Source organism: Pseudoalteromonas sp. P80D2, from assembly GCF_036680945.1.
Taxonomy (GTDB): Bacteria; Pseudomonadota; Gammaproteobacteria; order Enterobacterales; family Alteromonadaceae; genus Pseudoalteromonas; species Pseudoalteromonas shioyasakiensis.
Genome location: NZ_JAZDAR010000015.1, coordinates 72715 through 97173, shown reverse-complemented (window position 1 = coordinate 97173; position 24459 = coordinate 72715). Strand labels below are relative to the sequence as shown.

General features: G+C 41.4%; 22 protein-coding genes, 4 tRNA genes and 1 pseudogene. 13 read left to right on the top strand and 14 right to left on the bottom strand.

From position 1 onward, the window contains the following. Window positions 1-63: 63 nt before the first annotated feature. The 8 genes from VRK28_RS00525 to VRK28_RS00490 all read right to left on the bottom strand — a co-directional run bounded on the left by VRK28_RS00525 (window position 64) and on the right by VRK28_RS00490 (window position 7641). Entirely contained in the window at window positions 64-948 is an 885-nt protein-coding gene (locus tag VRK28_RS00525) for a hypothetical protein (RefSeq protein WP_332393083.1), read from the bottom strand. 129 nt (window positions 949-1077) lie between these two features. Continuing rightward, window positions 1078-2271 carry a dipeptidase gene (locus VRK28_RS00520; protein ID WP_054563921.1) on the bottom strand — a complete coding sequence of 398 codons (1194 nt, stop codon included), beginning with the start codon at window positions 2269-2271 and terminating at the stop codon, window positions 1078-1080. A gap of 60 nt (window positions 2272-2331) precedes the next feature. Continuing rightward, a complete protein-coding gene (locus VRK28_RS00515) occupies window positions 2332-2589 on the bottom strand; it encodes a YheU family protein (RefSeq protein ID WP_304637605.1) in 258 nt (85 codons plus the stop codon). Continuing rightward, complete coding sequence (locus VRK28_RS00510) at window positions 2586-3566, bottom strand: hydrolase (protein WP_054563919.1); 981 nt, start codon at window positions 3564-3566, stop codon at window positions 2586-2588. Before VRK28_RS00510 ends, VRK28_RS00515 begins: the two co-directional genes overlap by 4 nt. A gap of 142 nt (window positions 3567-3708) precedes the next feature. Next, on the bottom strand, window positions 3709-3849 hold the full coding sequence (locus VRK28_RS00505) for a DUF3149 domain-containing protein (protein ID WP_119852677.1): 141 nt from the start codon (window positions 3847-3849) through the stop codon (window positions 3709-3711). A gap of 264 nt (window positions 3850-4113) precedes the next feature. Then, on the bottom strand, window positions 4114-6270 hold the full coding sequence (locus VRK28_RS00500) for an ATP-binding protein (protein WP_058583721.1): 2157 nt from the start codon (window positions 6268-6270) through the stop codon (window positions 4114-4116). A 112-nt stretch (window positions 6271-6382) separates the two neighbouring features. Next, window positions 6383-7039, bottom strand: a complete 657-nt coding sequence (locus VRK28_RS00495; RefSeq protein ID WP_054563917.1) for a helix-turn-helix transcriptional regulator — start codon at window positions 7037-7039, stop codon at window positions 6383-6385. Window positions 7040-7269: 230 nt separating this feature from the next. Beyond that, window positions 7270-7641: a histidine triad nucleotide-binding protein gene (locus VRK28_RS00490; protein WP_062564697.1), complete on the bottom strand. Its 372-nt coding sequence runs from the start codon at window positions 7639-7641 to the stop codon at window positions 7270-7272. Window positions 7642-7746: 105 nt separating this feature from the next. Between VRK28_RS00490 and VRK28_RS00485 the strand changes: the two genes are divergently transcribed. Beyond that, window positions 7747-8376, top strand: a complete 630-nt coding sequence (locus tag VRK28_RS00485; protein WP_332393082.1) for a DUF2057 domain-containing protein — start codon at window positions 7747-7749, stop codon at window positions 8374-8376. 52 nt (window positions 8377-8428) lie between these two features. Here VRK28_RS00485 and VRK28_RS00480 read toward each other — a convergent pair whose 3' ends face one another. After that, a complete protein-coding gene (locus VRK28_RS00480) occupies window positions 8429-10273 on the bottom strand; it encodes a M1 family metallopeptidase (protein ID WP_062564699.1) in 1845 nt (614 codons plus the stop codon). A gap of 145 nt (window positions 10274-10418) precedes the next feature. Between VRK28_RS00480 and murB the strand changes: the two genes are divergently transcribed. From murB to VRK28_RS00440, 8 genes and pseudogenes are all read left to right on the top strand, one after another. Further along, window positions 10419-11429, top strand: a complete 1011-nt coding sequence (gene murB / locus VRK28_RS00475) for a UDP-N-acetylmuramate dehydrogenase (RefSeq protein WP_332393081.1) — start codon at window positions 10419-10421, stop codon at window positions 11427-11429. Further along, window positions 11426-12418: a bifunctional biotin--[acetyl-CoA-carboxylase] ligase/biotin operon repressor BirA gene (gene birA, locus VRK28_RS00470; RefSeq protein WP_251604453.1), complete on the top strand. Its 993-nt coding sequence runs from the start codon at window positions 11426-11428 to the stop codon at window positions 12416-12418. The genes murB and birA overlap by 4 nt, the downstream gene beginning before the upstream one ends. Next, entirely contained in the window at window positions 12415-13113 is a 699-nt protein-coding gene (locus tag VRK28_RS00465; protein ID WP_332393080.1) for a type III pantothenate kinase, read from the top strand. The genes birA and VRK28_RS00465 overlap by 4 nt, the downstream gene beginning before the upstream one ends. A gap of 117 nt (window positions 13114-13230) precedes the next feature. Continuing rightward, window positions 13231-13306: transfer RNA gene (locus VRK28_RS00460), tRNA-Thr, on the top strand. 40 nt (window positions 13307-13346) lie between these two features. Next, a tRNA-Tyr gene (locus tag VRK28_RS00455) sits at window positions 13347-13431 on the top strand. A 44-nt stretch (window positions 13432-13475) separates the two neighbouring features. After that, window positions 13476-13550 (top strand) — tRNA-Gly (locus VRK28_RS00450). A gap of 13 nt (window positions 13551-13563) precedes the next feature. Beyond that, window positions 13564-13639, top strand: a tRNA-Thr gene (locus VRK28_RS00445). Window positions 13640-13775: 136 nt separating this feature from the next. Then, window positions 13776-14456 (top strand): annotated as a pseudogene (locus tag VRK28_RS00440) (GTP-binding protein); the annotation flags it as partial. A 37-nt stretch (window positions 14457-14493) separates the two neighbouring features. Here the strand turns inward: VRK28_RS00440 and VRK28_RS00435 are convergent. Further along, on the bottom strand, window positions 14494-15174 hold the full coding sequence (locus tag VRK28_RS00435) for a M48 family metallopeptidase (RefSeq protein WP_062566989.1): 681 nt from the start codon (window positions 15172-15174) through the stop codon (window positions 14494-14496). A gap of 102 nt (window positions 15175-15276) precedes the next feature. Between VRK28_RS00435 and VRK28_RS00430 the strand changes: the two genes are divergently transcribed. Then, the gene (locus VRK28_RS00430) at window positions 15277-16257 is read left to right on the top strand and encodes an ion channel (RefSeq protein WP_287206400.1); all 981 of its coding nucleotides are present in this window, start codon (window positions 15277-15279) and stop codon (window positions 16255-16257) included. Here the strand turns inward: VRK28_RS00430 and VRK28_RS00425 are convergent. Beyond that, the gene (locus tag VRK28_RS00425) at window positions 16254-17324 is read right to left on the bottom strand and encodes a GGDEF domain-containing protein (protein ID WP_269408291.1); all 1071 of its coding nucleotides are present in this window, start codon (window positions 17322-17324) and stop codon (window positions 16254-16256) included. The two genes, VRK28_RS00430 and VRK28_RS00425, sit on opposite strands and share 4 nt — an antisense overlap. A 137-nt stretch (window positions 17325-17461) precedes the next feature. Here VRK28_RS00425 and VRK28_RS00420 point away from each other — a divergent pair, with 137 nt between their 5' ends. Together VRK28_RS00420 and VRK28_RS00415 are read left to right on the top strand one after the other, a co-directional pair. Further along, the gene (locus tag VRK28_RS00420) at window positions 17462-20791 is read left to right on the top strand and encodes a PAS domain S-box protein (RefSeq protein WP_332393079.1); all 3330 of its coding nucleotides are present in this window, start codon (window positions 17462-17464) and stop codon (window positions 20789-20791) included. After that, the gene (locus tag VRK28_RS00415; protein WP_062566992.1) at window positions 20788-21777 is read left to right on the top strand and encodes a response regulator; all 990 of its coding nucleotides are present in this window, start codon (window positions 20788-20790) and stop codon (window positions 21775-21777) included. Before VRK28_RS00420 ends, VRK28_RS00415 begins: the two co-directional genes overlap by 4 nt. Before the next feature lie 16 nt (window positions 21778-21793). Here the strand turns inward: VRK28_RS00415 and VRK28_RS00410 are convergent, their stop codons facing one another. After that, a complete protein-coding gene (locus VRK28_RS00410) occupies window positions 21794-22195 on the bottom strand; it encodes a VOC family protein (protein ID WP_208855503.1) in 402 nt (133 codons plus the stop codon). Further along, window positions 22188-22835, bottom strand: coding sequence for an HD domain-containing protein (locus VRK28_RS00405; RefSeq protein ID WP_062566994.1), 648 nt, complete (start codon window positions 22833-22835; stop codon window positions 22188-22190). The genes VRK28_RS00410 and VRK28_RS00405 overlap by 8 nt, the downstream gene beginning before the upstream one ends. 135 nt (window positions 22836-22970) lie before the next feature. Here VRK28_RS00405 and VRK28_RS00400 point away from each other — a divergent pair, with 135 nt between their 5' ends. Next, a complete protein-coding gene (locus VRK28_RS00400; RefSeq protein WP_062566995.1) occupies window positions 22971-24161 on the top strand; it encodes a class I SAM-dependent methyltransferase in 1191 nt (396 codons plus the stop codon). On the opposite strand, the gene VRK28_RS00395 is transcribed toward VRK28_RS00400, so the two are convergent. After that, entirely contained in the window at window positions 24158-24454 is a 297-nt protein-coding gene (locus VRK28_RS00395; protein ID WP_062566996.1) for a PilZ domain-containing protein, read from the bottom strand. The two genes, VRK28_RS00400 and VRK28_RS00395, sit on opposite strands and share 4 nt — an antisense overlap. Window positions 24455-24459 lie beyond the last annotated feature (5 nt).

The window sequence follows — 24459 nt, the reverse complement described above, 5'->3', positions numbered from 1 at the left end:
CCTAGCACCTAGCACCTAGCACCTAGCACCTAGCACCTAGCACCTAGCACCTAGCACCTTCAATCATTTCCCCAGCGCTTTATCTATTTCTTCTCTTAACCGTGGGCCTTTTAGGTTTTCAGCCATGATTTCGGCAACTTTTGCATTACTGCTATTTTCAAGAGTGGTAATTCGTTCTGCTAAATCACTGGCATAACTATTGTTGCCGTCTCTTGTTGCACGGAAAAATTGGCCAATGAGGGCTGTGGCAGAAATATTGCGAACATAATCATTATCGTCAGTTTGTAACAGTTTTTGAAAGTGCTCAGCGAGCTTAGGCGATACGTTATTTTGGCGAGATAAATTCTCTAATGTACTGACACGAATTTTAGGATCATTAGTGTATTCGCTAATGCTTATCATGGCATCGATTACTGCATTTGCTTGGCTGTCGTCCAAGTCGCGTCTGAGCATGCCTAGGGTCATTTTTAGTTGCCCGTAGGCTGCTAAGCGCTCATTTTCGGACTTACTCAAATTGAGTAAGGTGGCAAGTGCTTCATTTATTGAGCTGTCGGCATATTGTGGGTCTGCTTTGATGCGTTCGCGGTAGTCATCAGGTAAATTACTTAGCCAGCCAAGCGCTGGATTTCTTTTCTCAATTTCGACTCGTCGCTCTTTTTCTTGCTGTTCCATTGCTTGTTTAACTAATGAGGCAAGTCGCTCAGGATCAATTGTTGGCGCTTGATTTTCAAGCTCGTGAATGCGTGTTTCGAGATCTAAAATATAGCCATGTAAGGCGACTAGATTTTCTCTGTCTTGCTCTGGAATGGCCAACTCTTTTAAGTTAGGTTTTGCTTGCTGAATAACTACAGGCTTGTCATTAGAGTTTGCTTTTGTATAGCTATAAATTGATAAGCCCAGCGCAATGCTTGCAAATGCCAGCGCAGTATTCCCTTGCCAAGTCGACATATCACATCATCCAAGTTGCTTTGTAATATCAGCAGATTAAAACAAGCTATTTGTATTATCAAATACTTATGATGATAAAAATAAAAAGCGCAGCTAGTTAACTGCGCTTTGAAATAGAGTTTGTGTCGATTAATGGGCTTTTGCGTATGCTTCAGCTTGTTGCCATACACGTAGCATATTGCCACTTAAAATCTTTTTGATGTCTTTATCACTATAACCACGGTCCATTAGACCTTGCACAAGGTTAGGATAGCTAGAAACATCTTTTAAGCCAGTAGGTAGAGAGTCGCCTACACCATCGTAATCTGAGCCAATACCCACATAATCGATACCAATTAGCTCAACTACATGGTCAATGTGATCAAGTACTTGTTCTAAGCTTGCAAATGGAAACGGGTTTTTAGCGCGATAAGCTGCATCAAAATCTTTGCTTAGCTTAGTACCGTCTTTTTTCTTTTCAGCCTTTGCTGATTTAAGTTGATCGTACCAAGAGCCTGCTTTTGCTGTAACAAAGCTTGAACCGAAGTTAATTTGAATAACACCACCATTCTTTTTAAGAGCTAACAGCATGTCGTCATTCATATTACGCTCAAAGCCTGGGGTGTATTTACGCAGTGATGAGTGTGAAGCAATCACGGGTACCTTTGAAATTTCCATCACTTGATAAAACGCATCATCAGAAATATGTGATACATCAACCAGCATACCTATGTTGTTCATTTCTTTTACCAGCTCTTTACCGAATGGGCTCAGGCCTTTCCACTTACGACGAATATCATAAGATGAATCAGAAATGTGGTTACTCTGCGAGTGAGCTAGCGTGATGTAACGTACGCCACGCTCATAAAAGTGCTTAAGGTTTTTAATGTCGCCTTCGATAGGTGAGCCGTTTTCCATGCCCATAGCAATCGACATTTTACCTTGTTTAAATTGCTCTTTAATATCGGCAGTTGAGTCAGCAATAGCGAATTTACTTGGGGCGCGTTGCACAATCGCTTCCATAGAGTCGATTAGCTGATTTGCTAATTGATAGCTTTTACCTTTGCCTTCAAATTCTAGGTTTGCAGGAATGTAAATTGACATGAAAGGAGCGTTCAAACCACCTTGCACAGCACGCGGATAATCAAAATCACCGTCGCTTGTAGCTTTGGTTACGTCAGCCCACTTGTTATGAATACGGTAAGGCACATCGATATGGGTATCGATTAAAATAGTGTCTTTTGCTAGTTTAATGGCTTTATCTGATGCAGTAACCTGATCTGCATTTGCTTGACCAATTAAGGCCAAAGAAACTGCGGCAACCAGTGAGCTTAGTTTTTTCATTTTTTAATGGCTCTTTAAGTTAAAAAGCCATTGTGAAGGGTTACAGTGTAACTTACAAGTTTAGTCGTTGAACGACGATTGGTACTCTGGGTCAGCTTGTAGAGCAATGAATTCAGCTTTGGATATAATCGTAACTGACTCATGTAACTCAGAAAAAAACACCATGGCTTCACCATTTTTAAGCTGTTGATGAACCTGCGCTACTTTGCTTTCAATGCTAAATTCTTGTTCGCCGTAATCAGTGCCTTCACGTAAAACATAACTTTCGATTAAATTATACAGAGTCTCTTTATCGAGGCGTTCGTGGGGAATGATCATAACTGCTCTTTTTTAACTAATTGTTGAAAATACTCAGGAACAATTCGTTCAAGCCAATATTCGGGCTTAAAAGGGTTTTTACCGCTAATAAATCCGACATGACCCCCTTGTTCTGAGATGCGCAGCGTAACATGTTCACTCACATCTAAGCTATCTGGCACGGCTTTTATTGATAACATCGGGTCATCTTTTGCGTGCACAATCAGCGTAGGTGTTGCAATGCTTTTTAAAAATGGTTTTGCACTCGCTTGCTGATAGTAATCTTCAGCACCGGCAAAGCCATGCAATGGTGCCGTGAGCATATTATCGAATTGCCATAAGTCATCAATCGCCATGAGCTTTTCTGGCGTTAGGCTAATTTGCTGTTCGATTTGTGGTAGCTTTCTTTGCATCGACTTTTTCATACGGTCGAGTAAATACTTTTGATAAATCTTACCTAAGCTTTTACGAATAACTTCGCAAGATGATGACAAGTCAAATGGTGCAGACACAACGGCTGCGCCAGTTAAGTTTGATTTAGTACCTTGCTCACCTAAATACTTTGCCAGTACATTACCACCTAACGAAAAGCCCACGGCAAATAACGGGCGTTTTGGAAACTTGCTCTTCAGGTGGTTGATGAAAAAGCGCAGGTCTTCTGTTTCGCCGCTGTGATAAGCACGTGCCAAACGGTTAACTTCGCGAGAGCAGTTTCGAAAATGCATTAATACTACAGCAAAGCCTTGTTGTTTAAGCTTTTTCATCATGCCTTTAGCATAAAAGCTGTTTATATTGCCTTCTAAACCATGCAATACAATAGCGAGGGGTGCTTGCTCGTTATGAGGTGTTGCCCAAGCCAGTTCTAAAAAGTCGCCATCTGGAGTATCGATTGTCGATAAGTCGTAGCGGGTATTATGAAAAGGGCGAAAAAAGCGCGGCATTATGGTTTGTAAATGGCGATTGCGCATCCACCACGCAGGCTTAAACTCAGGTAACATAGCTGACACTTTCGAAACAAAATAAGCGCCTATTGTAGCAAGTTTTTGCTTTTTGAGAACCGCTACAAGATTTTAGCTAGCTGCAAATAAAAAGCCCCTAAACAATAAATTGGATAGGGGCTTTGTGCGTCGTGCTTAATTCTTACTTAGGAACTTCTGCGTCGTGAATTTTCTTAATAAAGAAACCAACATAGAAAAGGCATAAAACGATAACAACTGCCAAAATGCCGAATGACATAAATAAAACTGGGTCGCTAAAAAAATCTCTGAAGAATACGTTCATGGTTGTGCCTCCTAATGTCTATGAGTTAATCATAGGCTGGCTTGAGGGCGGCTGATATGATCCAGATCAAGCTATTTTCCTGATGCTAAATAAGGCGATTTAATAGTTGATTTGGATCAAGTTTATTAGGGGAGTTCGGAGCTTTCAGGCATGGGAGAGGGAGAATTTCTACGCATATGACAAATGTCGCTTGCTTGAGGCTAATAGGGATTAGTCTCGCTAGGAGCTAGGAGCTAGGAGCTAGGAGCTAGGAGCTAGGAGCTCCTATGCTAACTCACTTCTAACATGCTTTAAGTAGGCTTGTAGGCTTTCTTGCCATAGGACTAATGCGTCGGTTAGTGATTCCTTTAAAGGCTTGTTGTCGAGCAGTTTACGCTCGATTTTCTTAAGTTCTAAACCATAGCGGTTAAAGCCTAGTTGTAAAGCCGTGCTGGCTTGGCGGTGCAGTAGCTTGATGCACTGCTCTTTATCATCCTCGACGAGCTGTTGGCAGCGGATCAGTTTGTTTCTGGCTGACAATACAAACTCGTTGTAAATCGATGACACTTCATCTTCACTGAATGAGCTGACAAGAGTCGCTGCGGCTGTTTCATCATAGAGTGTATCGCGCAGCTCAACAGCAATGCTTGCTGCTTGATTACTTTGTGAATCACTAAGTGCTTGGCGTAGTTTTTGTTGCTTAATTGGTTTGCCAACAATGTCTTTGATGCCAAGTGCTAAGTATTCTTTTATTTCATCAGGGCTAAGACTCGCGGTGAACGCTAACACCGGGGTTCGCTGGTTTAAATGGTCGATATTTTTTAGCTTTTTCAGCACTTCTTGGCCTGTTAAATCAGGCAAATTCATATCGAGTAATACCACATCAAAGTGATGTTTTTGCATTAGTTCAATGGCACTAGTACCATCTTTTGCAAGCTTAATCTTGTGCTCGTCATCGGCCATAAATTCAATGGCAATTTTTTGGTTTAAGTCGAGGTCTTCAACTAATAACACGTCTAGACCAGTAACATAATCTTTTGATTGGTGACGCTGCTCAACAAGACTAAGCTCACCAATGGCAAGCGGAATATCAAAGCTGAAAGTACTACCTTTATTAAGTTCACTCTCGATATTGAGCTTGCTGCCTAGCTTTTCCAATAAGCGGCTGGTGATTGCTAAGCCAAGGCCTGTACCTCCTTTTTCTTTACCTGCGCTGCTTTGAACATAAGGTTCTGTTAGGTATGCAATTTCTTCATCTTCAATACCAGGGCCTGAGTCAATAACACTAATGCGAACAAGGTGATCTAATTGCCCTTCATTGAGCAGTTTTACTTGGATTTTTACTGCACCTTGGTCGGTAAACTTAATCGCATTACCTACTAAGTTAATAATAACTTGTCTGAGTTTTTGTTGGTCGCAGTAATAACATGCTTGATCGGGCAAGTTATATATAAGTTCAAACTTTAAATGTTTTTGCTCTGCTAAAGGGCTGAGTAAAAGGCACAGGTTATTGAGCCAGGTTTTAAACTCGACGTCTTCTTCGTAGAGCGCTTCATCACGCTGATCAAGGCTGGCGTAATCGAGTACTTTATCGACCAGTAAGTTTAGCGACTCAGCTGAGTTAATTATTGCTTCACAATAAGGTTTGTCACGTGGGTCACTCGACTGATTCATGATTAGCTGTGCACTACCCAAAATGCCATTTAACGGCGTACGTATTTCATGGCTGATAGTTGATAGGAATAAACCACGAATTTCTAAGTCTTTATGAGCTTTTTCAGCTAACTGATTGAGGTTTTGTTCGCGGCGTTCATTACATAATAGTGCCATACCAGTTGCATAAAACATCGGCGCAATAACACCATTAATAAATAAAGTGATACTAAACCAATCCGCTGACAATAAGCTTGCTGTTGTGACATCTCCCATCATTAAGGTTCGGCCTGTAAATATAGCCAGAATAATGCTGAGAATTAAAATGTAGACAATACTGCCATTAGGGTAACTTTTACGGCCATTTCGAATAAATAATGCCAGTAAAAACAAGGCTTCAACTATATGCTGAAGATCAGAAACCAAAATCCGACTACGTAACTCTGCGCTATCAGTGGCAAGGTAAATCATGGTAATCGCGAGCGCCACCGTTATCGCAACAAAGGTTTTAAAGCCAACGCATTTGGCATTTAAAAATTGGCAAATCGCAAGTACATGAATAATGGAAGCACTAAAGAGTAGGGTGTTTGCGATAGCAACACTGGCAATATTATTGATATGACCATGCAATGCAAAACTCATTACCGATGCAAACATCACTAGAGGGTAGAAAATATAGAGTAAGGTGCCCGGAGTATTATTATTGGTTCGCCATGTAAGGTAATTAAGAAGAGTCATCACTGCCATCATGGCAGCACTGGCGTAATATAAAGTGGCTGAGTCGAGCATTGTATTTCCGGTGTTTTGCAATCAGTTTGAGCATAAAGTCAATTACAGTGTTTAGCAACCAGAAACAAAAACAGACGCGGCTGCGTCTGTTTTAACTTGTAGGATGTTTAGTTTAGCGAATTTCGTCTGGAATATTCTGCTGTGCCCAAGACAATAGCTCGATACGGTTACGACATTTAGTTTTTCTAAATGCACTATATAAGTGAGTTTTAACTGTATGTGGGCTGATGCTTAAGTCTTCAGCAATTTCTTTATTTTTCGAACCTTTACTCATTAGTGAGATAATTGCTTTTTCACGTTTAGTAAGTTTAACCGGTTCGATGTCACCATCTGTCAATTTGTGGAGTGCGTCTTTATTGAACTGCAACATACGATTTAGTGCATTACACATGATGTCGCGGCGATACCATAGTTGATCTTCAAGTAATAAACGAATGCCTTTCATTAACACATCAGCATTATCTGTTGTGTAAAACACACCACGAATACCACTTAATAGAGCACGGTTTGCAAGTTCAGGGTTTTCATCTAGGTTAAACAGCACGATATCGCATTTTAATCGTAAATTAACTAGCTGCTCTTTTAACTTGCCCCACGGATCTGTGCTTGACGTTTCAATAAATAACAAGCGTGTTCCTTCTGGTACTTCAGAGATATCAGTACCAGATGTCACTGCTAGTCCTTGTGTTTTTAACAATGGCTCTAATACGTTAATGCCAATAGTGTTAATTGGCTCTGGATCTAATAATAAAAAGGCTGAACTACTCATATATATACACTCTTGAATAAAGTTGACAGTTAAATCCTATCACGCAATCCACCCCTTTCGTATTAGAAATTTCTGAGAGTTGTGCAGGAAAAGTACAGTTTGTGTCTGTTTTGTGTCAAAAATTACAGTTAGTTAACTAATCGCAATATGTTAACTAACTGATATATATTTATTATAGCCAAAAATAATATGTTTGTGCTACTTTTTACATTTGTTTACATGTTAAAGTATTAGATTGCTGTTTTTTTCTTGTCCTGATATGGAGGCCAGCCCATTTCTTTACCTGCTAACATGTGTAGGTGTATATGGTACACAGTTTGTCCGCCGTGGTCATTACAGTTCATTACGACGCGAAATCCGTCTTCACTAAAGCCAAATTGTTTAGCGAGTTTTGCAGCAACTACATATAAGTGACCGACTAAAGCGGCGTTTTCTTCCGTAACATCATTAATCGTCGCTATTGGCGTTTTTGGGATGATCAGCACATGAAAAGGGGCTTGCGGGTTAATATCTTTAAAAGCTAAAGATAGATCGTCCTCATAAACAATATCAGCTGGGATCTCTCGGTTAATAATCTTTGTAAAAATAGTCTCTTGGCTCATACTTAGCTCTCTTATAAATGTGGTTAAATGACCGCCCACTAATGACAAACTTTATTTGCAGTGTCAAACTGAAACTGCCGCAAGTTGAACAACCAAGGAGTGAACATGCGTAAGTTAGTATTACTGAGTAGTGCGTTAATGCTATTTAATAGTTTCAGCAGTGTAGCTGAGACTATTCACTTTCCCGAAGAGTTTGTACCCTTACAAGTTGGAGAGCGCCTAATTGAACAGTCGTTTTTCAGTCGTGTTGACGATGTTGAGCTTGCCCCTGGTACTTACCAAGTGAAGATGAAATATACCGATCTTTACGAGCAAGGTTATGATGACCATCAAGTTGTTGAGTCAGAGCCATTTTGGGTTGAGCTTACGGTAGAGAGTGGCAAAGACTATGACCTAGTGTTTAATCGTGCCAGTAATGCTGTTGCGGCAGAAGTGTTTGCTGAATCACCGCAAGTGAGCTTAAAAGCCAAAGGCAGTGAACTTGCTGTGCCGCTATCGATAGTTAGCTATCGTACAGCTAGCGCGCCTGTACAAGCTGTAGCCAGTGCCCCAGTTGCTGCTACAAGTACAAGCAACAAGCCTGCGACTGCAATCCCTGTCACATTGCCTGCAAAAGTACCCGGCGGACAAGCGGGTTTGAAAAATACGCCAAGTGCGGCTGCGATGCTTGAGTTTTGGTGGCAACAAGCAAGCCCTGAAGAGCGCCGTGCGTTCTTACAAAAAGTAAGTAACTAATAAAATAATTAAAAAAGGCGCTGATTGCAGCGCCTTTTTTGTGTTTGATGACTTACTTTGCAAATAAGTCGTCAACAGTACCTTGTGCAAGTGGGTGGTAACCCGGACGTGCTTTTAAGTACACATCATGCGCCCAGTCTTTTTTACCGTTTTTAATAAGTGCTTTATAGAGTGGCACAATTAATTTACGACGACCGATGCCTGATAGGTGTTCATCAAGCGCTGGGTAAATTGGTTGATAACCATTACCTACCGCTAGCATAAACCATGCGAAAGCACGCTCTGCATTAGTTGACTGTGTTAGGTTGAATTGATTATCAAGTTCAGTCATTTTTTCGATGCTTAAATCACGAGGTAGGTTATTCAAAAAGTGTAGCCACTCGTGAACTGACCAATCCGCTGTTGGTAACTGGGCTGCACTGATCTCACCGTTCAACCATGTTTTGGTTACAGCATCAACTTTATCGAAGGCATCAGACGTTGGGTTAGGAGCATCGCTTGGTAAACCAGGCTCAAAGATCCACTCATTAACTTTATCCATGCTCACAACGCCTGGGTATTTGTCGATCAAGTTAGCTTTTAAGTAAGTAACAAATTGCGCTGTTGTAAGAGACTTAAACGCAAATTGGTCAAAGTAACCCTTTACGAATGGGTCAAACTTATCACGGCCAAATTTGTTTTCTAGATAGATTAAGAAAAGCTGACCTTTAGTGTAAGGCACTGAGCTAAATGCATCATCAGGATCGCGGCCATTAAGTTTTAAGTTAAGACGCGTATCTGGTGCTGGTAGAGTTTTAAGTAATGCACGTAAGCCGGCTGCATCAAGCGCTTGTTCCATAACTGCACGGTCACGACCAAACACTTCTTCCATAATGCGGTTTTCAACGTAAGACGTGAAACCTTCATTTAGCCATAAATCTTCCCAAGTCGCATTAGTCACTAAGTTACCAGACCAAGAGTGAGCAAGCTCGTGAGCAATTAGGTTTACTAAGCTTTTATCGCCAGCAACAACCGTTGGTGTGATGAATGATAAACGAGGGTTTTCCATGCCACCAAATGGGAAGCTTGGCGGTAGCATTAATAAGTCATAACGACCCCATGCGTATTCGCCGTACATCGCGTTAGTTTTATCGATCATCGCTTGCGTGTCGTTAAACTCAGCAACTGATGCATCTAAAATTGTTGGCTCAGCAAAGATACCCGTTTGCTTAGACATAGCTTTAAATTCTAAATTACCAGCACCAATTGCGATTAAGTATGGCGAAATTGGTTGTGGCATATTAAAGAGATAATCGCCGTCCTTATAAAGTGCATCTTTATTATCAGCACTCATTACCGCACGAATGTCTTTAGGAGTGTGAATACGTGCCGAGTAGGTTACGCGCATTGCTGGCGTATCTTGTACTGGGATCCAACTACGAGCATGAATTGCTTGTGATTGGCTGTACATAAATGGGTGTGATTTACTGGCTGTTTGCTCTGGCGTTAACCACTGTAAACCTGAAGCTTCTGGGCGGCTGTTGTAGTAAATACGTGCTTTAACCGCTTGGCTTTTAAATTTAATTGTTAATTTTGAGCCCTTCACGTCATCACGTGCAGCAAGGGTGAAGTCAGCTTTGTGCCAGCTGCCATTTTGATCTTGATACATTACTTTGTCGATATCTAAATCGCGTGTATCAAGTACCAGTGTTTTGCTTGTTGCATTATGCCAATCTAGCGTGTGCTCAACAAAACCTTCTAGTTGTTTGTCATCAAAATCAACATCTAAATCTAGTAGTAGGTGAGTGGTTGTTACGTCATCTAAGTTTGCGTAAGTGTGCTGGCTGATTGCATCTGCAGTTGCTTGAGAGCAAGCACCGGCCATAGCAAGACTTAAAAGTAATGGTTTAAACTTCATAATAACCCTGGAACGGAAATGAAAAAGAGCCCGTTTTATAACATGATTAGTGCAGTGGGTTGAGTGATTTTTACAATCTAATGCGTATTTTGCGACGATAGGTTACACTAATGCGATTAGTTACCGGTAACCTTTGAGGCGTTTTGTGGCTCAGTCCCTGCAATCTTTTCATACCTTCTCTTTGCCAAGCCAATGTCAGCATTTTTATCAAATTGATGAAGTGAATCAGCTTTTAAGCACAGACTTTTCTGGGCCATTTTGTATTTTAGGTGAGGGCAGTAATACGGTGTTTTTATCTGACTACCAAGGTGCTGTGATCCACATGAATACGAAGGGCATAGATATAGAGCAGCAAAGCGATGGCTTTTTATTGCACATTGCAGCCGGAGAAAACTGGCACCAATTAGTTGCTATGACTATTGCTAATGACATGCCTGGGCTTGAAAACCTTGCTTTAATACCTGGGACTGTTGGTGCTGCACCAGTGCAAAATATAGGAGCTTACGGTGTAGAGCTTGAAAAGTTTTTGAGATATGTCGAATACTTTGATATTGCCACCAAAACGATAAAGCGCTTAACTAAAGGCGAATGCCAATTTGGCTATCGTGACTCTATCTTCAAGCATGCACTGAAGAACAAAGCTGTAATCACCCAAGTAGGGTTGCTGTTACCTAAAAAATGGCAGCCAGTTCTGAGCTATGGACCATTGCAACAGCTTTCAGAACCCTCTCCACAGCAGGTATTTGAGCAAATCATCACAACCAGAAACAGCAAACTACCAAACCCCAGTGAACTTGCGAATGCAGGCAGTTTTTTCAAGAACCCAGTGATCAGGAATGAGCAACTTGCGTTACTTTTAAAACAGTACCCAGAGCTACCTCACTACTTTGTAGATGCTGAGCATCATAAAGTTGCGGCGGGGTGGTTGATTGAGCAAGCTGGGTTAAAAGGCTTTAAGGTCGCAGGTATTGAAGTGCATCAGCAGCAAGCTTTAGTGCTAGTAAACCACGGTAATAGTACAGGTGATGACTTAATTGCCATGGTAAAGCATGTACAACAACAGGTTTGGCATAAATATCAGATTGCTTTACAGCATGAAGTACGCCTGATCAATGCTGAACATGAATGCCACATTGAATTGGGAGCTTCATCATGAAAGCGCCAGATGGAAATAAGCTCGCTATTTTACAAGCTCTAAATACCGGTGGTTTTATTTCTGGTCAGCAATTGGGCGAGCAGCTCGGTATTAGCCGTGCAGCAGTGGGTAAACATATTCACTCTTTGCAGGAGATGGGGCTCGATATATTTAAGGTTACGGGTAAAGGGTATTGCCTAAATAATAGTGCAGGCTTACTGAACAAAGAAAAGATCGGTCTGCATTATAATGAGTTAGGTGGCAGCACCGCTAATGTTGAAGTGCAGCCTATTATTGATTCAACCAACAGTGAGTTAATGCGCCGTTTGCAAACAGAAGTATCACTGCCATCTGGAAGCGTATTAGTTGCAGAAATGCAGCAAGCGGGAAGAGGGCGCCGTGGGCGCGTTTGGCAATCTCCATTTGGCGCAAACTTATACTTTAGTTACTTTTGGCGTTTGGATGATGGTTTGCAAGCTGCTATGGGGGTCTCTATTGCTGTTGGGCTTGCTGTTTACGATACGCTTAAAGCCTTATATCAATTAGATGTAGAGCTTAAGTGGCCAAACGATATCTACTTAAACCGTGAAAAATTAGCCGGTGTATTAGTTGAACTTGATGGCCAACCACAAGGTCCTTGTCAGCTTGTAATAGGCATAGGTATCAATTTACATATGCCAGAAAGTGTTAGCCAACACATAGATCAAGCATGGACTGACTTGAGTCAGCATGTGCAGGGGTTAGATAAAAACAAGCTGGTGGCCTATTTGTGCTTTTATTTAGAAAAACGTTTAGCTCAGTATCAGCAATCAGGTTTAAACGATATGTATCTACAGTGGAATCAATTAAATGCATTTGCAGGTGAGTGTGTTGAGCTAAATACGGGTCATCGTAGCTGGCGTGGTATTTGCGAAGGAATTGATAATCAAGGTGGCGTACGTATTCGTCAAGACGGCGAAGTGAAAAGTTATTATGGCGGTGAAATTTCATTACGTAAGGCTGAGCTATGAAACTATTAGTGGATGTTGGCAATACCGCAATTAAAGCCGTTTTGTTTGATGGTAAGGAGTACCAAACCTGTGAACTCAGCAATTTACCTTGGTCACAAATAACAGAGCTGGTCTATGCCTGCGTGGGTAGCACTGAGCTACTTAAACCGTTATTAGCACAGGCGCAGCAACATGCTGTTCCTTACTTTGAAGCAGAGGTGACCGCTAAACTTGCTACGTTAACCTGTGCTTATCAGCAGTTTCAAAACCTAGGAATTGATCGCTGGCTCGCGGTGATCGCTGCGTATGTAGAATATCCCGAGCAAAACTGCATTATTATCGATGCCGGTACAGCAACGACAATTGATGTGCTTAATAAAGAAGGCGCGCATCTAGGAGGCTGGATCTTACCTGGCCTTGATTTAATGACCTCATCACTTACCCAAAATACGCAACGCGTGTTTGATGATGAGCAAACCCCATTTACGACTGAGTTAGGGCGTAATACGCCAAATGGCCTAAAAAATGGCGCTATGGTTGCTACTCTTGGTGCAATCGAGCAAGCAAAACAACATCTTAACCAGCAGGGTTGTCAGTTATTATTTGCTGGTGGTTATGGCAAATTGTTAGCAGATACATATATAGATGCTAAGTTTGACAGCTTGCTCGTGTTTAAAGGACTGAATTATTGGCGTGAATTAGCTATAAAGCAGTAAAAATACGGGTTTTTGCCTGAATAGTGAGCGTTTAACACATAAATTCACATTTTTTTTAATTTTATGGTTGCATCACAATAAACCTTACCTTAGAATCTCGCCCCGTACTAAAGCAGTGCCGACTTAGCTCAGTTGGTAGAGCAACTGACTTGTAATCAGTAGGTCATCCGTTCAACTCGGATAGTCGGCACCACTTTCCTTTTACCGGAAGTGACTTAGTAAAGAATTTTCGTGGAGGGGTTCCCGAGCGGCCAAAGGGATCAGACTGTAAATCTGACGGCTCAGCCTTCGCTGGTTCGAATCCAGCTCCCTCCACCACTTTATTCTTGACGGTTAGAGGTAGTTTAAGAACAGGTTCCTATGCGGGCATCGTATAATGGCTATTACCTCAGCCTTCCAAGCTGATGATGCGGGTTCGATTCCCGCTGCCCGCTCCAGACTTCTGGTGTTGCTGATATAGCTCAGTTGGTAGAGCGCACCCTTGGTAAGGGTGAGGTCGGCAGTTCAAATCTGCCTATCAGCACCAGTATCGAGAACTCATCTTAATTTCTTCCTTTATCTGTCAGAAAAAACTATTTGAAATTTGAAAAAATTAAATTAATCTACCCTCGGTGGATTATTTTCATATGTAATCTAGATACACAAAACTGATAGGTTCCGTCATGGCAAAAGAAAAGTTTGAACGCGTAAAACCGCACGTAAACGTTGGTACAATCGGCCACGTTGACCACGGTAAAACAACTCTAACAGCAGCAATCACTAACGTACTTGCAAAAGTATACGGTGGTGTAGCTAAAGACTTCGCATCAATCGATAACGCTCCAGAAGAGCGTGAGCGTGGTATCACAATCTCAACTTCACACGTTGAGTACGATACTCCAACTCGTCACTACGCACACGTAGACTGTCCAGGACACGCCGATTATGTTAAAAACATGATCACTGGTGCTGCTCAAATGGACGGCGCAATCCTAGTAGTTGCTGCGACTGACGGTCCTATGCCACAAACTCGTGAGCACATCCTACTTTCTCGTCAGGTTGGTGTACCTTACATCATCGTATTCATGAACAAATGTGACATGGTTGACGACGAAGAGCTACTTGAGCTAGTTGAGATGGAAGTTCGTGAACTTCTTTCTGAGTACGACTTCCCAGGTGATGACTTACCACTAATCCAAGGTTCAGCGCTTAAAGCGTTAGAAGGCGAGAAAGAGTGGGAAGACAAAATCGTTGAGCTTGCAGAAGCACTAGATTCTTACATCCCAGAGCCAGAGCGTGACATCGATAAGCCATTCATCATGCCTATCGAAGACGTATTCTCAATCCAAGGTCGTGGTACNCTAACTTTACTCTCGCTAACTTTACTCTCGCTAACTTAAGCTACCAACTCAAACTACTTCCATTTGCTTTTAACCATTGCTCTGCTTTTTTATAATTTGGATAAAACTGGTTCACACGTTGCCAGAACTTAGCGCTATGGTTCATATGTAAAAGATGCGCAAGCTCATGTACAACCACATAATCAATCACCCAGGTTGGCGCACTTGCTAAATGTAAGTTAAAAGTCAGCTCGCGGCGTTTATTACAACTGCCCCAACGACGTTTATAATGTTGAATTTTAAGCTTTGTAGGGAGCGATTCAGACATCTGTACACAATAATCATGAACACGCATTTCGATATAGCTCTCAAGCTTTTCATGTAAAAACTGCTCCAGCAAAGCGAGGTAGTTAGCTTCTTGATGTTTGACACGTGATGATATTGATAAGGTAAGCTGAGACTGTGCATCTTGTTGCCACATGCTTTTCGGGCCTTTAGCGAATACTATCGGCACGTTTTGCCCAAACAACTTAATAGTGGCGTTTACTAATGGTAGTTGACGGCGCTCAGCATGAATGGATTGTTTGGCTATTTGTTCAGCGACCCAATCTTGTTTGGTCTTTAGCCAGGCATCAATCTCAGTTTGTGGAACATAAAAAGGCGCATAAACAGTCAATTTCTGCTCGGCAACTTTAATTGCCACTGTGGTTCTGCGTTTACTGCGCTTTAGGGTGTAATCCAACAAAGGTCAGCCAATTCGATTAATAAAAATAAGAGATTCCATTTTACCCTGCTAAATAGCTGCTAATCTATAAAGATGACTCACAAATAAGTTTTCACCTTTATGCCTGACAAACCATGTTGTAGTTATACCTCACCAACAGGTAACAAGTGCCAAGAAACAGATATGGGCTCTGGATTTTGCTTTTGGCATGATAGTAAATTTGATAAATCAGGGCTAGATCTAACCCAAAAATTAGAGCGCTATGCAAAAAAAGGTGGCTTATTAGAAGGCCTGCAATTGCAAAGAGCGAACCTTTCAGGACTTAACTTAATAAAGCAGGATGACGAAGAAGGTTATGATCTCTCCTATTGTAATTTTTATCGTGCGAATTTAACGGGCGCTCACCTATTTAATAATAAAATCGCCAATGCTTCATTAATGAAAGCTAATTTACATAGCGCGAGTTTGCATTACTGTGATTTAAAAAATACCAACTTACTAGGTATTAAGCTCAACGACAGCCGAATTGATAATATCGAGTTGGGTGACCAATTATTACAAGAAGCGGCTGCATTTAAAGCACGTAAAAATAAACAGCATGATGAAGCACGAGACTTATTTGAGCAATCTGAAGAAATATATCGCAATTTAAGAAAAGCCTCTGAACATCAAGGGCTTTTTGAGCTCGCCGGTAACTTCACCTACAAAGAATTAAGAATGCGTCATGCGCAATACCGAAAAGGCTCAACCAAGCAAATTACTTCCAGCTTTATAGATATGCTCTGTGGTTATGGCGAAAAGCCCGAAAATGTCATTCGCTTTAGTCTGTCACTCATTATTTGCTGTGCATTTTGTTATTTCTTATTCGGGGTAAGTTATCAAGATTCTGTGATGCAACTGAGCTTTGAAAACTCATTTAAAAGCAATTTGTCGGCATTGTTGAATAGTTTTTACTTCAGCGTGGTGACTTTTACAACTCTTGGCTATGGTGACATTACGCCAATAGGTTTTTCGAGGTTAATCGCAGCTATAGAAGCATTTTGTGGTAGCTTTTCGCTTGCTTTATTCGTCGTTGTTTTTGTAAAGCGTATGACTCGCTAACGCATAATGTATGAACCCTTATGCTCTTTTGCCTGATACATTTTTTTGTCGGCTCGATTAATTAACTCTTCAGCATCTACCGTGCTATCAAGTGGCGCTGCAATAAGACCAAAACTTAGATGAAGCTCAGGGTATTGTTGTTCAAATGCGGCTATAAGTTTTTCACAAATAGTAAAGGCGCTATCTAACTCGCAATCGGGTAAGATGATGCAAAATTCATCGCCGCCATAACGGCACGGTATATCAATCTCGCGAATATTTTCAAGTAAGTATTGCCCTATATATTTAAGGACTTCGTCACCTTTTAAGTGGCCTTGTGTGTCATTCACTGACTTAAAGTCATCAAGATCAAAATAAACAACCGTTAATGGTGATTTGTGACGTCTGGCTCTGGCAAGGTCGCGTTGTAATAGCTCTTGCATTACACGGCGATTGTAGAGGTTAGTGAGAGGGTCGAGTTTAGCGAGTTTCTCAAGTTCTTGAGTACGCTGAGCGACTTTTTCTTCAAGGCCTTTCGCATAGACTTCGGTGCGGCGTTTCGCATTTTCAATTTCGCCCACTAAGCTGTCGATATAAGTATCAAAGACCAAGGTCGTATCAAAGTAAATCAATTTATCAATGATGGTAAGGGTATGACTTAACTCATCTTGATCGCTTATTGCGGTGCGAAGCACATTAAAAATCAGTTCTTTTAAAGTGCACACTGCCGATAAGTAAAGCTTTGGCTCAACCCCAATACGCTTATGCACCATACCAATCCGTAGACGGTTGTTAACATATTCATGCTCGTAACGACCACAAAATAAATCGATTATATACTGCCTTTGTGCATCTCTGAGTCGTGTTAAGGTATCTGCATCGCCAATTAATAACGAAATTTCATCCACTTCGGTTTGTTTTTTATAAAACTCATTCACTACATTTTCGATGGCTGATTCGATTATAGGTTTATAGTTCAAAAGAGATGACAGACTATTTGAAGTCAGCCCTAATAAGCTCATTCTGTGTTGGATTTCTACATCATTAATCTGCATTTGCTCAACTAATGTTTGCTCGGTTCTTCTCATCTACCCACCTCGAACTACTCCTTTTTAATTAAATATAGCCAAGGTTTTGAATCCTACGTACTTAAGTGATAGGTTTTTCTCTAAATTCAGAACAATTTGTATTAGACTGCTATAACAAGCCGTTTCAAAAAAATATTATGCTCGCGAAATTTTTTATCACAGATCAAGACCCCAGCTTAATAGTAAGTGGTGTCTATGATCCAAGCTTAGTTGCTCTTTCTATTGCTACGGCTATTTTTGCTGCTTATTTTTCACTCCATATCATTGATCTAGCAAATAGAACACAATTTGATTCGTACCGTAAATTAGGCAGTGCGACAAGTGCCTTGGTGATGTCAGGTGGTATTTGGAGTATGCACTTTATCGGCATGCTAGCTTTTTCATTATGCACCACCGTGGAGTACGACCCTACACTGACATTTTTTTCATTTATTCCTGCATTTCTAGCCTGCTATACAGCATTCTCATTTTTGAAACGCAAAGATTTAAAGCAAATACCAACAACAATAAAGCTACTCATTGGCTCTGTATTACTTGGCTCTGGCATTGGTGCGATGCACTACTCGGGGATGGCAGCCATGCAAATGAGTCCGCTGCTTCGCTACGACCCAGCTTGGTTTGCAGCATCTATTGTGATGGCTGTTGCATTATCTTTTGTCGGCTTATATGCGCGATTTCACCTAGGTAAGTATTTTAAAAAACTCACTGTGTTTCAAACCCGTGTCATTTGCGCCATTATCTTTGGCTTTGCCGTGGCAGGCATGCATTACATGGGAATGGCCGCCACCCGCTTTGTTGCAACCTCGCCTTTGTTATCTGAAAACGTTCAAACGTCGCAACTTACTTTTATCGCCATTAGCGTTTCATTTGCCACCGTATTATTAACCGCTCTGGTTGGTATCATTAACGGCATGGTACGTTTTCGCTTATTACTGGCAGAAAAATCAGCAGAAGAGTCGCGCTTGGATGCCATTTTAGGCACTGCAATAGATGGCATCGTAACAATTAATATTCATGGCATTATTTTAAGCTTTAATAAATCAGCAGAAACTATTTTTGGTTGGCGCCAAGACGAAGTGTTAGGTAAAAACGTAAAACTATTAATGAACGACGATATAGCCGCGCAACATGATGGTTACTTAGCTGATAGTAGCAGGCATGAAGTTAAAAAAGTGATTGGCGTTAACCGTAATGTATTTGCAAAGCACAAAGATGGTCACTTATTTCCTATTCGACTTGGGCTTGGGGAAGTGAAACAGCCAAATGCAGAAACATTGTTTGTAGGCTTTATAACCGATTTAACTGAGCAACGTGCACTGCAGCAAAGTCTCGAAGAAAAAGAAAAGCAATATCGTACTTTAATGAACAATACTCCCGGCGCTGTATTTCGTTGTTTGCTAGATGAGCACTGGACAATGAAATTTATAAGCCCCAGTGTTGCTGACTTAACTGGTTACAGCCCTGAAGAGTTTACCGATGGCACAGTTACATTTGCTCAAATCATTAATAACGATGATGTAGCGCATATTGATGAAGTTATGGAAAAAGCCATAGCTGAAAAAAACCAATATGCGGTTGAGTACCGCATTCGCCACCGAAATGGCAAAGTTGTGTGGGTTTTAGACCAAGGAACAATTAACGAAAATAGTGATTCTGAACAAAAGTGGATCGATGGTGTACTTATCGATATTACCGCTCGTCACGAATATGAAGAATCACTCAAAAAGGCTAAACAAGAAGCTGAAGCCGCAGCGCAAGCAAAACAATCATTTATGGCAAACATGAGCCATGAAATACGCACACCAATGAATGCCATAATCGGCTTTAGCGACATATTAATGGACAGCCCACTCAGTAAAGAGCAACAAAAGCATATCATTACTGTGAATAAGTCAGCTCGCTCACTGCTGCATTTGCTCAATGAAGTACTAGATTCTGCAAAGTTAGAAAAAGGCAAACTCGATATTCAGGCTGAGCACTTTAACTTACAAGCGCTACTCGACAACATAGTATCGACCTTTTGGCTCGAGGCGAAGCGAAAAGATATCCTGCTTGATTTGATTATAGCTGAAAATGTTGCGCCTATTTATATTGGCGATGAGTCTCGTATTCGCCAAGTGATGAATAATCTCATCGGTAATGCCATTAAATTTACAGAGCAAGGGTCTGTAACAATTACTGTGAGTCAAACTCAAAATAAACAATTGTTTTTCGAAGTACAAGACAGCGGTATTGGCATAGCCAAGCACCGCTTAGAAGCTATTTTCCAGCCATTTGAACAAGCCGACGGCACCATGACACGCCGATTTGGTGGCACAGGTCTTGGCACAACTATTAGTAAGCAGCTTGTTGAATTAATGGGTGGTTCAATTGGTGCTATCAGTGAAGAAGGCAAAGGCAGCTGCTTTTACTTTACCCTACCATTACAAGAAGGTGATATCAGCCAAGTCGATACCTTACCTGGCAATCAATTAAACTTACCGAAACTTCGCATATTAGTGGTTGATGACATTGAGCAGAATGTTGAGCTACTGAACATTTTATTATCGCAAGCTGGGCACACCATTAGTACGGCTCAAAATGGCCTTGAAGCCATTGCAGCATTCGAGCAGCAAAACTTTGATGTAATTTTAATGGATATTCATATGCCGGAATGTGACGGCATTATGGCCTGTAAAGAAATTCGCGAAATAGAGAAAATCAGATGCTTAAAAATTACACCTATCATCGCGTTGACGGCGAGTGTTTTACAACAAGATAAAATTACTACAAAGCAAGCCGGTATGAATGGCTTTGCAAATAAACCCGTTGATATTAACCAGCTGAACCATGAAATTGCGAAAGTGCTTGGTTTAGAAGTAAATAAAATCACTAACAATAAAGTCGGTGATGAGAAAAAGCACATCAACTACGAAAAAGGTGTTTTGATGTGGGGAAGCAAAGAGAAATTAAATACGGAAATTGGCTTATTCCTAAGCAATCATCAACAGAGTATTCTACGACTGACGGAACCAATGCTCAGTGAAGAAGAACAAAAAGCAATTTTGCATACTCTTAAAGGAGTCGCGGGTAATTTAGCCCTCGCAAAATTATTATACTTGTTATCAAACGCTGAGAAAGAACGTGAAAAGGAAAGCTTCCCTACACTCATTGCCGAGTGCGAACAGGAATGGCAAACGCTGATTGCATTGCTTGCAGATCAGCCGCAGTCTAGTTCACAACAGCAACCCATACACGAAACGTCGTTGGGCGCATTTATTAGCCAAATTGAGGCACTGCAAGCGCAAGCTGAGCATGCAGAGATAGACGATGATTTATTAAGCCAAGTGCAATCCCAAGCACCTGCAACCTACCAAGATCAGGTTGTTGAAATTTGTGCGCATTTTGAAAACTTTGACTTTGATGCAGCAAGCACTGCTTTATCAGCTTTAAAGCACACTCTCCAAGCTGCTAAGGAACACCTATGACGCAAATCTCAGAACGTGCAAGAATTTTGGTCGTCGATGATGAACCAGCCAATTTAAAAGTGATCCGTGAAGTACTCGCTAACGATTATCGCTTATCGTTTGCAAAATCTGGCGAGCTTGCTCTTCAGCTTATTGAGAATGAACCTCCTAAGTTGATTTTGCTCGATATTATGATGCCCGACATGAGTGGCTTTGAAGTTTGTAAAGTATTGAAAGCAAATCCTAAAACTGCTCATATTCCTGTTATCTTTGTTACCGCACTTTCTCATGAGCAGGATGAGTCTGAAGGCTTTGCTCTAGGTGCTGTCGATTATATTACCAAACCAATTAGCCCTGCGATTGTCAGGGCGCGGGTTAAAAATCATTTATCATTAGTGCAAGCTGAGCAACTGCAATTAGCCCACATTGATTTGATCCAACGTTTAGGCCGCGCCGCAGAATACAAAGACACGGACACCGGTGAGCACATTGCAAGAATGAGCCGCTACAGTAAAGTACTCGCCCTTGCCTATGGCATGAGCGAGTACGAGGCCGAGCAGCTTAAACAGGCAGCGCCGATGCATGATGTTGGTAAGATAGGCATTCCTGATTCAGTACTATTAAAGCCTGGGCGCTTGAACGAAACCGAATACGAGCACATGAAACAACATGCCTTAATCGGTGCGAAGATTTTAGAGAACTCAACTTCGCCGCTATTACAGCTTGCTCATAAGCTTGCCCTTGAACACCATGAAAAATGGGATGGTACGGGTTATCCGTATGGCCTGAAAGGCGAAGAAATCAGTATTGAAGGGCGTATTGTTACCATTGCAGATGTGTTTGATGCTTTAACCTCAAAACGCCCTTATAAAAAAGCCTGGTCGGTTGAAGAAGCGCTCGACTTATTGAAAGACGAAGCTGGTAAGCATTTTGACCCGCAACTAGTTGATTTATTTATCGGCCAAATAGATAGCATCATAGAAATCAAAAACACTTATACCCGCTAATAGCGTATTAAAGGCCTCATTTGAGGCCTTTTTTAATTGCATCGTAATCATGCGAAGTAATTTCATGGCTGTTTCCAGCACAATCCTTAAAATACATTGAATAAGTAACACCGTGGTCGGCAACAAGGGTTTTAACATCAAATTGAGCGAGATGCTCAAGCCATGCTAAAAACTGTGCTGCATTTGCGCCAAAGGCAATTCCTTTGCTTCTACCGTCAGCTTCAAAGAGTGCTAAACGAATTGTCTTTGCTTGGTCTTCTAAGGTTAAAGGCCCTTTCCCTTCATCCCAAAAAGCGAGTTCTGGTACCACATTAAAACCAAGTACTTGCTGATACCACTTTAGCGCAGCCGCTAAATCATCAACATTTAAGTGGCAATGATCAACACCACATAAAGATGGAATAGCCATGTTACTCACCAATTTCGGTTTTTAACTGCTCTAAAAATTCGAGCATGTAAGCTGTACGTCGTTTGGCTTCATCTTTCGCTGATGGCGTGTTCATGCTCTCGCTAATGTGTAACAGCTTAATGAAAAAATGATCTAGGGTATATTTTGTATCGTCAGGTTCGCGGTTTAAGCAAAATGGGTCGTCTTTATGATACAGATAGCGACCAATTGAGCCCCCTACTTTCATACAGCGACTCACACCAATTGCACCTAATGCATCCATTCGATCAGCGTCTTGCACAATTTGCGCTTCGACACTTTGGACTTTGATATTGGCACTAAAGCTATGTGCCGCAATAGCATGATGAATAGCACTAAAATACTGCTCAGGATAATTAATTGAGGCTAAAAAACTTAACGCCTTATCTGCAGCCATGGTCGATGCTTTTGCCCTGTCTGGGTGGTTTTTAGCAACCGCAACACAATCATGTAACCAAGCTGAGGGTAACACCACAGCCATTTCTGCCTGCTCGGCAATACATAATTGTTTTGCAACCCTCACTACTCGCTCAATATGACTAATATCGTGTGCGACATCGGCATGGAGTAAAGACAAAATAAAGTCTCGACACTGAGTTTCTAACGCTGCAAAGTCTATTTCTGGCTGCATATACTGGCTATCACCATTAACTGATTGAAATTATGCTTACTTTAGCGTGCTTACTGGATTTGTTCAAAACATTCATTGTATGTTTGCCAGTGCTTCATTAAACTATGCCCCCTTTTGTTTGACGCGAGAATCCCTATGTCATCTGCTATTTACCTGCAAGCTGGACGAGAAAAATCACTAAAAAGAAAACACCCGTGGGTGTTCTCAAAAGCCATTAAAAAAGTAAAAGGTAAGCCAGGACTAGGTGATACTGTCACTATCTATGACAATGACGGCAAATTTTTAGCGATTGCTGCTTACAGCCCGCAGTCGCAAATTCGTGCTCGCGTATGGAGCTTCGATCAAAACGAAGTAATTGACCAAGCATTTTTTGAAAAGCGTTTGCGTCGAGCCTATGATGCGCGCGAACAGGTGATCAGCGAAGGCGGCTTAACAGGTTTTCGTTTAAGCGCTGCAGAATCTGACTACTTGCCAGGCATCACTATCGATAAATTTGATAATGTATTGGTGTGCCAACTGCTTAGTGCCGGTGCAGAGCGTCATAAAGGTGAAATTGTTGCTGCACTAATGACTATTTTCCCAGGCTGCGATATTTATGAACGTTCAGATGTTGATGTTCGCACCAAAGAAGGCCTTGAGCCAATCAAGGGCCTACTTTGGGGCAAGGAACCAACTGAGCCAGTCATCATTGAAGAAAATGGCTTAAAACTCGAGGTAGACATTCTTGAAGGCCACAAAACTGGCTTTTACTTAGACCAACGTGATAGCCGTGCAGCCCTTGAGCGCTTTGTTAAAGACAAAACAGTATTAAACTGCTTTAGCTACACAGGTACTTTCTCGCTTTATGCTTTGCGTGGCGGTTGTAAACACGTTACTAACGTCGATGTATCGCAGCCAGCACTTGATACGGCTAAGCGTAACGTTGAGCATAACAACCTTGATTTGTCTAAAGTTGATTTTGTGAAACAAGATGTTTTTAAGTTATTGCGCCAATACCGTGATGAAGGTGTGCAATTTGATACTATCGTTATGGATCCACCAAAATTTGCTGACAACAAAGCGCAATTAACCGGTGCTTGCCGTGGTTATAAAGATATTAATATGATTGCGATGCAAATCTTAAAACCAGGTGGCACTTTACTTACCTTCTCGTGCTCTGGATTAATGGAACAAAATTTATTTCAAAAAGTGGTTGCGGATGCAGCCCTTGATGCAGGTAAAGACTTGTTGATCATGGAACGATTAAACCAAGCTGCCGACCACCCGATTGCTGGCAGCTACCCAGAAGGCTTTTATCTTAAAGGCCTGATCTGTAAAGTTTACTAGTTAAAATTTACAATTTCTAAACCGGCACTCAAGGAGCCATCTTGCTCCTTGGTTGCTCGTATCACACGGGCTGTTGCATCAAATGAGGTAATAGCCGTGCTAGTCGAAGCAATTAACACCCGATACAGACTGCCTATTTCTAAAACTTCATCAAGGTGAATTGCCAGCCCTGTTGCACTTAAATCAGTACACATAGCCTGAATTTCTTCGCCATTAACAACATCTAATGGGATTAGTTTTGCAGGTGTATGAATTTGCATGCGGCGAAAGTCGCGTTTCTCCTCATGAAACATATGGC